This window comes from Corallococcus aberystwythensis, from assembly GCF_003612165.1.
GTDB lineage: Bacteria > Myxococcota > Myxococcia > Myxococcales > Myxococcaceae > Corallococcus > Corallococcus aberystwythensis.
This window is the reverse complement of the sequence record NZ_RAWK01000096.1, coordinates 20,488-31,743: the sequence shown is the minus strand read 5'-3', so window position 1 is coordinate 31,743 and position 11,256 is coordinate 20,488. Positions and strand designations below refer to the sequence as shown.

Here is an 11,256-nt window from a genome sequence, read left to right as displayed (position 1 = left end):
ACCAGGGGGTCTACGCGGCGGGCGGGGCGGCAGGGGCCACCAGGTCGGGGCCCGCCGCGTAGACCCCCTGGTAGTGCGGCGGCAGCAGCGCGGCCACCCGGCGCATCATCGCGTCCACCAGCGCCTGGCGGGCGTCAGAAGCCCCCGCCACCTCCGGCTCCAGGTCCTCCATGCGGAACGCGGGCCCGAAGGTGACGGTGACGTCCGCGTGGTAGAGCCGCTCGCCGCCCATGTCGGAGTCGTTGATGGGCATGAGCTTCTCCGTGCCCGTCAGCGCCACCGGCACGATGGGCACCCCGGCGCGCTTGGCGATGAGGCCCACGCCCTTCTTCGCCTGGAGCAGGCCGGCCGAGCGGCTGCGGCCCCCTTCCGGGAAGATGAGGACGGACTGGCCGCCCTTGAGCAGCTCCACGCAGCGGCGCAGCGCTTCGATGTCCGGCGAGTTGGGCGTGATGTCGATGGTGTCCATCGTCTCCGCCGCCAGCCGCGTCATCACGGTGCCGTGCAGCTTCACGCCGGCGAGGAAGACGACATTCCGGGGACGCAGCGCCCGGTAGAGCGTGAAGCCGTCCGCGTTGGACAGGTGGTTGCAGATGAAGAGGCACGGGCCGTCCGGCAGGTCCTTCAGGCCGTACACCTTCGCGTGGGACAGCCGTCCCCACACGCCGTGCATCAGCCCGCGCACGACATGGCGGCGGAGCCCGTAGGGCAGCAGCGACATCAGGGCGAAGAGAACTCGAAGCACGGACCGGCCCACGTCCTTTCCGGATGCCCCTGGACCCCAGGGGGAGCGATGGCTGGACGTCCTCCTGGAAGATGTAGTCCTGCACGGCGGGGTGGGTCAGCGGTCCTCTGGGAGCGCTGGACTGCCCGCCTGCCCTTCCGTCGTCCAGCCAACGAAATGCCTACCCTGGAGTCCTGGGGCGGGGAGCGCGCTGGCGTGAGCCGGTCCACGCGGCCCCGCACCCCGCGTGTTATGGGAAGCCGCATGAGCGCCGAAGCCACGCCCTCCCGAGCGAAGCGGCCCGTCGAGTACGAGGCCACCGTCACCGACGTGCGGATGGAGACGCACGACACGGCGACATTGCTGCTGGAGCTGGGTTCGGGGGCGGGGCCGCTCGACTACAAGGCAGGCCAGTTCATCAACATCGACCCGCACCAGTTCCGGGCGCTCGCGCACCAGTGCGTGTACCTGCAGGAGCAGAAGGGGCGAAAGGAGCCGCCGCGCTCGTACTCGCTCGCCTCCGCGCCGCATGAGCGGCACGTGGCCATCACGGTGAAGGACGAGGAGTTCATCCCGGGCGTCACGCGCTACCCGCCGCTGCTGTCACCCCTGCTGGTGCATGGCCGGCTGGTGGGGGCGAAGCTGAAGGTGACGGGCTTCATGGGGCCCTACGTGCTGCCGGACGACGTGACGGAGCGGACGGACCACGTGCTGCACATCGTGGCGGGCTCTGGCGCGGTGCCGAACTTCGCCATCGTGAAGGACGCGCTGCACCGGGGGCTGAAGCTGCGGCACACGTTCCTCGCGTCCAACAAGACGTGGGGGGACATCCTCTACCGCGAGGAGCTGGCGGAGTTGGAGCGGGCGGCCCCCGACCGCGTGCGAGTGGTGCACACGCTCACGCGCGAAATGGATGAGACGAAGTACGGCGCCCAGGTGCGCAAGGGCCGCGTGGCGGAAGCGCTGCTGCACGAGCTGATTCCGGACCGCGACACCTGCCTCGTGTACGTGTGCGGGCCCGCCATCACCCCGTGGGACCGGCGCAAGGCGCTGGAGACGCGCACGCCCGCCACGCCGCGCTTCATGGAGGCGGTGCTGGGCCACCTGCATGAGCTGGGCATTCCGGACAAGCGCATCAAGCGCGAGGCGTACGGCTGACCCACGCGTAACGCGGGCCGTCAGGTGGCCGCCGCGTCCAGCGCCCAGGTCCCGGATGTCCGTGCTGCGCCCCTCCCCGCCCGGCGCGCTCCCAACTGGTCCGACTGTCGGACCAGTTCGCGCGCTGCGCCGCCGACGGGAGTCCCCCGAAGGGTTCTCGCTTTCTCATCCATGGGGACAGACTTCCTGCCCGAGGGCATGGCGGGCGCGGCGGTCGCAGCCAGACGCGTGACGCGTGGCGCCGGTTGGCCCACCGCCTGCAAGACATGGCGAGGGCAATAGCCCTGGTAGCGCGAATCGCGCGGGTGGCGCCTGACGTGTGAGCCGGCGGAAGCCCCGCGCTGGCGGAGTCTCGACGCATGCGACACGCGCAGCCGCGAGGAGCGCCCGCGCGGCGGATGCCCCTCAGTGCGCGGACGCGGGGACGTCCACGGGCGGCAGCTGTTCCAGGAAGGTCAGCACGCGCTCGGCCGTCTCACGCGGCTTCTCCATCGGGAACAGGTGCGAGGCGAGCGGCAGCGTGTCCACCCGCGTGCGCTTCATCTCCTGCTCCGCCCGCGCCAGCGCGTCCGGCGACAGCGTGTCGGACCGTTCGCCTCGCAGCACCAGCGTGGGCGCCGCGTTGGCACGGATGAGCTTCCACGGGTCCGCGGGGAACGTCTCGAAGATGCGGGCCTCCCACTCGCGTGGGAAGCGCAGCTTGAAGTCGCCCTCCTCCGTGGGCACCAGCCCGTGCGCGAGGTAGTCGTTGAAGCAGTCCGCGTCCCAGTCCTTGAACAGCTTGCGCTGACGGTACGCGTCGGCTGCCTCCTCGCGCGTCGTCCACCGGTCCCGCCGCCGCAGCGCGCCCTGTACGATGGCCGTGCGGTCCATGCGGCCCAAGAGCTTCATCAGGCGCAGGGCCCACAACCGGGACCCGGTGATGAGCACGGGGTCCAACGCCACCACCGCGCGGAACAGCCCCGGGTTCGCGGCGGACGCCATCAACGTGCTCGTGCCACCCACGCTGTGCCCCACGCCCAGGGCGCCAGAGCGTCCCCGCGCCTTCAGCTCGCGCGCGAGGTCCTCACCCAGCTGCTGCCAGGTCGTGAGCGCCTTCGGGTCCTGGCCCGGCGTCAGCGGCCGCATCCGCAGCGACACCACGTGGTAGCGCGTCGCGAGCCGCGTGAAGAGCTTCCGGTACGTCTCCGGAGGAAAACCGTTCGCGCAGGCGAAGTGCAGGAGCGGCCCGCTCCCACCCCAGTCATCCAGCTCCAAGGCCATGCCCCCTTCCCATCAACACCCCCACCGCGTGCGCGGCGGAGGGACTTCGCGGCTCGCCCCACACGCATCCGGTGCCCTGACGGCCACCAGAGCCGGCCCCATTGAGGGACGAGATTCCGTACCCCGGCATTCAGACACCGCGAACGCCGCCCTGGGTCCCCTCGCCGCGCCCGACCTCCGGCATCGACGTCATCCTGACCGGGACCCCTGACGTGCCCACGTCCTCCGACACCCGCGGAGGCGCGCCCCCAAGGGATTCAGCCCTCTGGAGTGTCGTCCCGTGCGCACCGCACGGGCGCAGGGCATGTAACGCCTGCCCGGCCGCCGTGCACGGCCGGACGGCGGCCTCCCCGGGACGGAGGACCCGCGTCCCCCTCCCATGAGGTCACCTGCCCGGCCCTACGGTCCAGCGGAGGGCCGCTTGCGTTCAGGGTTCCGGCGGCGCTCCGGACGACGCTGCGTCAGGCGTGGGCTCCGCGTCCGGCGCGGGCTCCGACGCCGCCATGGCCCCCGCGTCCGAGCCATCCGCGCCCGCGGGCGTGATGCCCAGCAGCCGCGTCAGCCGGGGCTGCACGCCCGTCTCCGCCAGCAGCGCCTGGAGCTGGAGCCGCGCGCGCCGATTGTCCCGGTGCACCCGCCGCCCGAGGATGAGCTCGTTCTTCAACGAGTGCTCCCACCCCGTCAGCTCCGTCACCGTCACCTGATAGCCGAACGCCTCCAGCGTCAGCGCGCGGATGACGTTCGTCAGGTGCGAGCCGAACTCGCGCCGGTGCCACGGGTGCTGGAAGAGCAGCGACATGGACCCGGCCGGCTTCGCCTTCTTCTCCTTCAGCTGCGCGGCCACCTCCGCCTGGCAGCACGGCACCACCGCCACGTGGTCCGCGCCGTGCTTGATGGCCGCCACCAGCGCGTCGTCCGTGGCCGTGTCGCACGCGTGCAGCGCCATCAGCACGTGGATGCGCTCCGGGTACTCGGCCGCGTCGATGTGCGCCGTCTGGAAGCGCATCCGGTCGAAGTGCAGCCGCTCCGCGCGGCCCTTCGCGCGCTCCGTCAGGTCCGGCCGCCCCTCGATGGACAACAGCTCGCCGGCTTGCGCGTCCTTGAGGAAGAGGTCGTAGACGACGAAGCCCAGGTACGCGTTGCCACTGCCCGCGTCCACCACCAGCGGGTTCGCGTGGCGCGACTGCACGTCCTCCATGGCGGGGCGCAGGAGGCCCACCAGGTGGTTCACCTGCTTGAGCTTGCGCAGCGCATCCGCGTTGAGGTGTCCCTCGCGCGTGAGCAGGTGCAGCTCACGCAGGAGCGCGGGGGACTGGTCCGGCAACAGCTCCTTGCGGACCTGCGGCGCCTTGACGTTCCGCCTCAGACGGACACCACTTCGGTGACCTCCGGGATCATCTCCCGGAGCCGGCCCTCGATGCCCATCTTCAGCGTCGCCGTGGACGACGGGCAGCCCGCGCACGAACCCTTCATGTGCAGGTACACGATGCCGTCCTCGAAGCGGTCCAGCGTGATGTCACCGCCGTCCTGCGCCACGGCCGGGCGGATCTCCTCGTCCAGGATGAACTGGATGCGCTGCTCCACCGTGCCGTCCGCGCTCGTCGCCTGGCGCGACGCCGCGACCGCCGCCTCGTCCACCACCGGCAGGCCCTCCGACAGGTGCGTGTCCAACGTGGACATCACGGAGTCGTTGAGCTCGTCCCACTCGCCGGACTCGCCCTTCGTCACGGTGACGAAGTTCGTGCCCAGCATCACCGCCGTCACGCCCTGGATGTCCATGAGCCGGAGCGCCAGGGGCGACTTCGCCTGCGCCTCGTCCCGGTTGGTGAAGTTCACCGCGCCACCGCCCAGCAGCTTGCGGTCCACCACGTACTTCAACGTGCTGGGGTTGGGGGTCCACTCGAGCTGGATGTTCACTGACATTCTGTTCTCCCTACGAAAGTCCGCTTCCTCTAAAGGGCGCCGGGCCCCATAGCAACCTGTCCGGCTGTCAGGCAAACGCCCAGCGCCATCCATTCACTCCGGTGGAGCCCGGCCGCCCACCGATGTAAGACAGAAAGTCCTATGCCCTACCCACCGCGCCTCGCCCACCTCGCCACCAAGGCCGTGGTGGTTGCCAAGCTGGGCCCCACCTACGCGGAGGCACATCACGTGGACAGCGAGGAGGCCGCCCAGCGCCTCTCCACCGCCCTCTCCGGGCCCCTGCTGGCCTCGCTGCTGGACGCCACCTGGACGCAGATGCTCGGGGGCACGAAACGTCTCAAGGAAGAAGGCCTCCTGGAGAAGGTGGCCGCCACCCTGAGCGACCGGCCCCAGCGGCCGGGCAAGGTGGCCACCGTGACGGCGGGCTGGAGCGCCTTCCTCATCCTGGTGGACCTGGAGGTGGGCACCGCCAGCGACGCCGCCCGCCGCGTCATGGAGTCCGACGAGGGCCGCAAGCGCGCCGCCGCGGGCCTCAAGGAAGTGGCGGCCTTCCTCGCCCAGGAGCTCACGCGCGGGAAGTAGACGGCGTCCTGGCGGCCGTGGCGGCAGCCACCACCCGCCGTTATAGGCTGGCGCTCGCCACGTCCATGTCCGCCCCGCTCCCCACCACGCTGCGCCTGCTCACGTCCATCACCGACGTTCCCGCGTCGGCCTGGGACGCGCTCGTGGACCCGGAGTCGGTGCCCTTCCTGGAGTGGGGCTTCCTCGCCGCCCTGGAGGAGAGCGGCAGCGTGGTGCCCGAGCGCGGCTGGCACCCGCGCCACCTCACCCTGTGGCGGGGCTCGCGCCTCGTCGCCGCCGCGCCCGCGTACCTCAAGGACGACAGCCACGGCGAGTTCGTCTTCGACGCCGCCTGGGCCACCGCCGCCGAGCGCGCGGGCCTGCGCTACTACCCCAAGCTCGTCCTGGGCGTGCCCTTCACCCCCGCCACCGGCCGCCGCGTGCTGGTGGCCCCCGGCGAGCACCCCGCCACCCGCGAGGCGGAGCTGTACACCGCCGCGCTGGAGTACGCGCGCGCGGAAGGGCTCTCCAGCATCCACGTCCTCTTCCCCACCCCGGAGGAGCTGCCGGTGCTGGAGGCGCAGGGCTACGCGCTGCGCCTGGGCGTGCAGTACCTGTGGAAGAACGCGGGCTACCGGACGTTCGAGGACTTCCTCGGCCGCTTCCGCTCCAAGCGGCGGCACCAGCTCCAGCATGAGCGGCGTGCGCTGGAGGCCCAGGGCATCACCGTGCGCACGCTCCGGGGTGACGCGCTGGAGGAGGTGGACGCGGCCTCCGCCCACCGGCTCTACATCTCCACGGTGGACCGCTACCCGTGGGGCGTGCGCTCACTGACCGAGGACTTCTTCGCCCGCCTGCTCGCCGGCTTCAAGCACCGGTGTGAGTTCGTGGAGGCCCGGCGGGAAGGCCTCAGGGTGGCCGGCGCGTTCAACTTCACCGGGCCGCGCACGCTGTACGGCCGTTATTGGGGAGCGCTGGAGGAACATCCGTTCCTGCACTTCAACGTGTGCCTCTACCACCCGGTGGAGGACTGCATCGCCCAGGGCCGCGAGCGCTTCGAGCCGGGAGCGGGCGGCGAGCACAAGCTCACCCGGGGTTTCGAGCCGCACCTCACGTACAGTGCGCATCTGTTCCTCCACCCCGGCCTGGACCGGGCGGTGCGCGGCTTCCTGGCGCACGAGCGGGCAGCCGTCGAAAGCGGCCTGCCGCTGTGGTGGGCGGAGACGGGTTTCAAGGAGCGGGTCTGAAGCGTTTCACGCAGGCCCGCCACAGGTTCGCGAAGCGAAGGCAAGGGAGTCCGCAAGCCCATGGCTCAGAAGCACCAACACGATGACGGCCAGGTCGTCACGGAGGCCGTCCCCAAGCAGAAGCTGAAGAGGCCGACGCTCTACAAGGTCCTCCTGCACAACGACAACTACACCACGCGCGAGTTCGTGGTGGCCGTGCTCAAGGAGATCTTCCACAAGTCGGAGACGGATGCCGTGCAGATCATGATGCACGTTCATTACAACGGCATCGGTGTGGCGGGCGTTTATACCTACGACGTCGCCGAGACGAAGCTCAAGACAGTGGAGGCCGCGGCGAGGGACAACGGGTTCCCCCTGCGGCTGTCCATGGAACCCGAGGAAGGCTGAACCGTGGCAGGACCATCGATCGCCAAAGAATTGCAGGCCAGCTTCCGCACCGCGCTCGACGAGGCGCGGAAGATGCGTCACGAGTACCTGACCCTGGAGCACCTGCTCCTGGCCCTCACCCGTGAGTCGCGCACCCGCGAGGTGCTCAAGGGCTGCGGCGCGAACGTCAAGCGCCTGCAGGAGAACCTGACCTCCTTCCTGGAGGAGACGGTCGAGCGGCTGCCCGACGACGTGGACGCCGAGCCGCAGCAGACCATCGGCGTGGAGCGCGTGCTCCACCGCGCCGCCATGCACGCCTTGTCCGCGGAGCAGAAGTACATCGACGGGGGCGACGTGCTGGTCGCCATGTTCCGTGAAGAGGAGAGCCACGCGCTCTACCTGTTGCAGCAGGAGGGCGTCACCCGCCTGGACCTGCTCAACTTCATCTCCCACGGCGTCAGCAAGGACGGCGAGTCGGAGGGCGAGTCCCGCCCCACGCCCGCCGGGGACGACGAGGACGGCGAGTCGCAGAAGAAGAGCCCGCTGGAGGCGTACGCGGTGCAGCTCAACGTCGAGGCCAAGGCGGGCCGCATCGACCCGCTCATCGGCCGTGACAAGGAGCTGGAGCGCACCATCCAGGTGCTCTGCCGCCGCCGCAAGAACAACCCGCTCTACGTGGGTGAGGCCGGCGTGGGCAAGACGGCCATCGCGGAAGGCCTGGCGCTCCACATCACCGAGGGCCGCGTGCCGGAGGCGCTGAAGAACGCGGTCGTCTACTCGCTGGACATGGGCGCGCTGCTCGCGGGCACCAAGTTCCGCGGCCAGTTCGAGGAGCGCCTGAAGGGTGTGCTCAAGGCGCTGCAGGAGCTGCCGGACGCCATCCTCTTCATCGACGAAATCCACACCATCGTCGGTGCCGGGGCCACGAGCGGCGGGTCCATGGACGCGTCCAACCTGCTCAAGCCCGCGCTGGCGTCAGGCCGGCTGCGCTGCATCGGCTCCACGACGTTCCAGGAGTTCAAGGCGTCGTTCGAGCGCGACCGCGCGCTGTCCCGCCGCTTCCAGAAGATTGAAGTGGACGAGCCCAGCGTGGAGGACACCGTCAAGGTGCTGGAGGGCCTGCGCAGCCGCTACGAGGAGCACCACCACGTGAAGTACGGCGAGGGTGCGCTCCAGGCGGCGGCGGAGCTGGCTGCCAAGCACATCAACGACCGGTTCCTCCCGGACAAGGCCATCGACGTCATCGACGAGGCCGGCGCCGCGGAGCGGCTCAAGCCGGAGGGCGTGCGCACGAGCGTCGTCAGCGCGCACGACGTGGAGCAGGTCGTCTCCAAGATGGCCAAGATTCCGGCCAAGAGCGTGTCCGCGAGCGAGGGCGTCCAGATTCAGAACCTGGACAAGGAGCTCAAGGGCGTCATCTACGGGCAGGACAAGGCCATTGAAGAGATGGTGGGCGCCATCAAGCTGTCGCGCTCCGGCCTGCGCGCGCCGGAGAAGCCCATTGGCAGCTTCCTCTTCTCCGGCCCCACGGGCGTGGGCAAGACGGAGCTGGCGAAGCAGCTGGCGCAGAGCCTGGGCGTGGAGTTCCTCCGCTTCGACATGAGCGAGTACTCCGAGAAGCACACGGTGAGCCGCCTCATTGGCGCGCCTCCAGGCTACGTGGGCTTCGACCAGGGCGGCCTGCTCACGGACGCCGTGCGCAAGCACCCGTACGCGGTGCTGGTGCTGGATGAGATTGAGAAGGCCCACCCGGACCTCTTCAACATCCTGCTCCAGGTGATGGACCACGCGACGCTCACGGACAACAACGGCCGCAAGGCGGACTTCCGCAACATCATCCTCATCCTGACCACCAACGCGGGAGCGCAGGAGATGAGCACCAAGGCCATGGGCTTCGGTGACACCAGCGTGGTGGTGGACGGCTCGCGGGCGAAGAAGGCCATCGAGCGCACCTTCACGCCGGAGTTCCGCAACCGGCTGGACGGCTGGATTTTGTTCTCCGGCCTGCCCCCCGAGGTCATCCTCAAGGTCGTGGACAAGGAAGTGCGCCTGCTCCAGAAGGTGCTCGACGAGAAGAAGGTCAAGCTGGAGCTCACGCCCGCCGCCCGCGCGTGGCTGGCGGAGCACGGCTACGACCCGGCCTTCGGCGCGCGCCCCATGGCCCGGCTCGTGGACAACATCCTCAAGAAGCCACTCGCGGAGGCGCTGCTGTTCGGCTCCCTCAAGAGCGGTGGCGTGGCCCGCTTCGACGTCGTGGACGACGCGCTGAAGCTCCAGTCCGAGCCCACCGAGGCCGTGCCGGCATAAAGCACGGCGACAGATTGAAGCACCCGAGGCCCCGGGCCCCCTTCAAGGGGACTCGGGGCCTTCCGCGTTTCCTACTCCGGCTTGGACACGACCTTGTACGCGCCCACGGCGCTGGAGAGCTGCTCGGAGATGATCTGCAGCGTGGTGGCCGCCTCGCCGGTGGACCCGATGCGGGCCACGGTGTCGTCCATCATCCGGGACAAATCGTTCACCGCCAGGGTGATTTGATTGATGCCCACGTTCTGCTGGTTCACCGCGGCGGCGATCTGCCGCACGGCGGCGGCGTTGTCCTGGACGATGGAGGACAGCTCGCGCAGGTTCTGCCCGCTGTTGCGCACCTGCGTCAGGCCCGCCTCCATCCGCTCCGCGCCGCGCTCGGTGATGCGCACCGCGGCGGTGACGGAGTTGGCGATGTCGTCCAGCAGCTCCCGCACCCGCGTGGTCGCCTGGATGGACTGGTCCGCAAGGGCGCGGATCTCACGCGCCACCACGCTGAAGCCCTTGCCGTGCTCACCGGAGCGCACCGCTTCGATGGCCGCGTTGAGCGCGAGCATGTTGGACTGGTCCGCCAGGTCCTTCACCGTCTGGGTGATGCCGCCAATCTGGCGCGTGCGCTCGCCCAGCTCGAGAATCTTCTCCGCGATCTCCCCCACCTGCGCGCGGATGTCGTTGAGGCCCGCCATCGTCTGCTCGATGGAGGCCTCGCCCGCCTTGGCCAGGGTGTCCGCGCGCTCGGCGACGCTGAGCACGCTCTCCGCCTTCTGCGCGGCCAGGGTGGAGGTCTGCTTGATCTCCTGCGCCGTCACCTGCGTCTCCTGGAGCGCGGCGGCCTGGCGGGAGATGGTCTGCGCCTGCTCGGTGGAGGACGCGTTGAGGTGGTCCGTGGACTGCGTGAGCGCGGTGGCGGCGTGCTGGAGGTTGACCGTCACCTCGCGCAGCTTGCCCACCATCTGCGAGAAGGAGTTGGACAGCCGCCCCACCTCGTCGTTGCCCCGCGCATGGATGGGGCGCGTGAGGTCGCCGGACGACACGATGTGGCCCGCCACGGACGTGAGCTCCGCCAGCGGCCGCACGATGCTCCGGCCGAACAGCGCCGCCAGCACCACGCCGCCCGCCACCAGCAGCAGCGCGAAGCGCAGCATCGCCCAGCGCAGCGCGTCCACCTTCGCGTCAATGAACTCGCGCGCCATGCCCACGTGCACGGTGCCCAGCCGCCCCTTGTCCGCCACGGCCGCGGCCACGTCCAGGGCGCGCAGCGTCTTGCCGCCGCGCGACAGCCGGACCTCCTGCACCACGCGGGTGCGGCCCTGGCCCACGGCGGGCTGCGCGTCGAGCGCGGCCTTCAGGCCCTCCGGGAAGGGCCCCTGGAACGAGTGCACCAGCACGAAGCCGGTGGGGTCCAGGATGAAGATGTAGGCCAGGTCCTCGCGCTCGCGGAACGCCTCCAGGAGCGGCTGGAGCGAGCCCATGCCCGCGGACACGCCCTGCTCCGCCGCGATGGCCAGGCTCAGCGCCACGGCCTCGCCTTCGCTGGCGTGGCGCTCCTCCAGGTTGGACTCCATCTGGCGGGTGGCGATGAGGGTGAGGAGGAGGGCCACGGTGGCGCTGATGAGCGCCGTGACGAGCACGAACTTCTGCGCGAGCCCGAGCCCACGCAGGAGGGAGACGGGGAGCGCGGCGGAGGGCTTCAAGGGGACACTCCCGGGG

The 11,256-nt window shown here is 70.2% G+C and carries 10 protein-coding genes; 5 read left to right on the top strand and 5 right to left on the bottom strand.

Annotation, left to right across the window (positions count from 1 at the left end; all coding sequences use genetic code 11):
* Positions 1-10 precede the first annotated feature (10 nt).
* Positions 11-745, bottom strand: coding sequence for a lysophospholipid acyltransferase family protein (locus D7W81_RS17450; RefSeq protein WP_120556524.1), 735 nt, complete (start codon positions 743-745; stop codon positions 11-13).
* Between the two features lie 243 nt (positions 746-988).
* Between D7W81_RS17450 and D7W81_RS17445 the strand changes: the two genes are divergently transcribed.
* Positions 989-1,882, top strand: coding sequence for a ferredoxin reductase domain-containing protein (locus tag D7W81_RS17445; protein ID WP_120556520.1), 894 nt, complete (start codon positions 989-991; stop codon positions 1,880-1,882).
* A 405-nt stretch (positions 1,883-2,287) separates the two neighbouring features.
* Here the strand turns inward: D7W81_RS17445 and D7W81_RS17440 are convergent, their stop codons facing one another.
* The 3 genes from D7W81_RS17440 to D7W81_RS44400 all read right to left on the bottom strand — a co-directional run bounded on the left by D7W81_RS17440 (position 2,288) and on the right by D7W81_RS44400 (position 5,068).
* Positions 2,288-3,145, bottom strand: a complete 858-nt coding sequence (locus D7W81_RS17440) for an alpha/beta fold hydrolase (protein ID WP_120556519.1) — start codon at positions 3,143-3,145, stop codon at positions 2,288-2,290.
* Positions 3,146-3,572: 427 nt separating this feature from the next.
* Complete coding sequence (locus D7W81_RS17435; RefSeq protein ID WP_279637820.1) at positions 3,573-4,394, bottom strand: class I SAM-dependent methyltransferase; 822 nt, start codon at positions 4,392-4,394, stop codon at positions 3,573-3,575.
* A gap of 113 nt (positions 4,395-4,507) precedes the next feature.
* Positions 4,508-5,068 carry a NifU family protein gene (locus D7W81_RS44400; protein WP_120556518.1) on the bottom strand — a complete coding sequence of 187 codons (561 nt, stop codon included), beginning with the start codon at positions 5,066-5,068 and terminating at the stop codon, positions 4,508-4,510.
* A 141-nt stretch (positions 5,069-5,209) separates the two neighbouring features.
* Between D7W81_RS44400 and D7W81_RS17425 the strand changes: the two genes are divergently transcribed.
* From D7W81_RS17425 to clpA, 4 genes are all read left to right on the top strand, one after another.
* The gene (locus D7W81_RS17425; protein WP_120556517.1) at positions 5,210-5,650 is read left to right on the top strand and encodes a hypothetical protein; all 441 of its coding nucleotides are present in this window, start codon (positions 5,210-5,212) and stop codon (positions 5,648-5,650) included.
* A gap of 65 nt (positions 5,651-5,715) precedes the next feature.
* The gene (locus D7W81_RS17420) at positions 5,716-6,876 is read left to right on the top strand and encodes a GNAT family N-acetyltransferase (protein ID WP_120556522.1); all 1,161 of its coding nucleotides are present in this window, start codon (positions 5,716-5,718) and stop codon (positions 6,874-6,876) included.
* Positions 6,877-6,936: 60 nt separating this feature from the next.
* Entirely contained in the window at positions 6,937-7,263 is a 327-nt protein-coding gene (locus tag D7W81_RS17415) for an ATP-dependent Clp protease adaptor ClpS (protein ID WP_014399347.1), read from the top strand.
* 3 nt (positions 7,264-7,266) lie between these two features.
* Positions 7,267-9,549 carry an ATP-dependent Clp protease ATP-binding subunit ClpA gene (gene clpA, locus D7W81_RS17410; RefSeq protein ID WP_120556516.1) on the top strand — a complete coding sequence of 761 codons (2,283 nt, stop codon included), beginning with the start codon at positions 7,267-7,269 and terminating at the stop codon, positions 9,547-9,549.
* 71 nt (positions 9,550-9,620) lie between these two features.
* Here the strand turns inward: clpA and D7W81_RS17405 are convergent, their stop codons facing one another.
* Positions 9,621-11,240, bottom strand: a complete 1,620-nt coding sequence (locus tag D7W81_RS17405; protein ID WP_120556515.1) for a methyl-accepting chemotaxis protein — start codon at positions 11,238-11,240, stop codon at positions 9,621-9,623.
* Positions 11,241-11,256 lie beyond the last annotated feature (16 nt).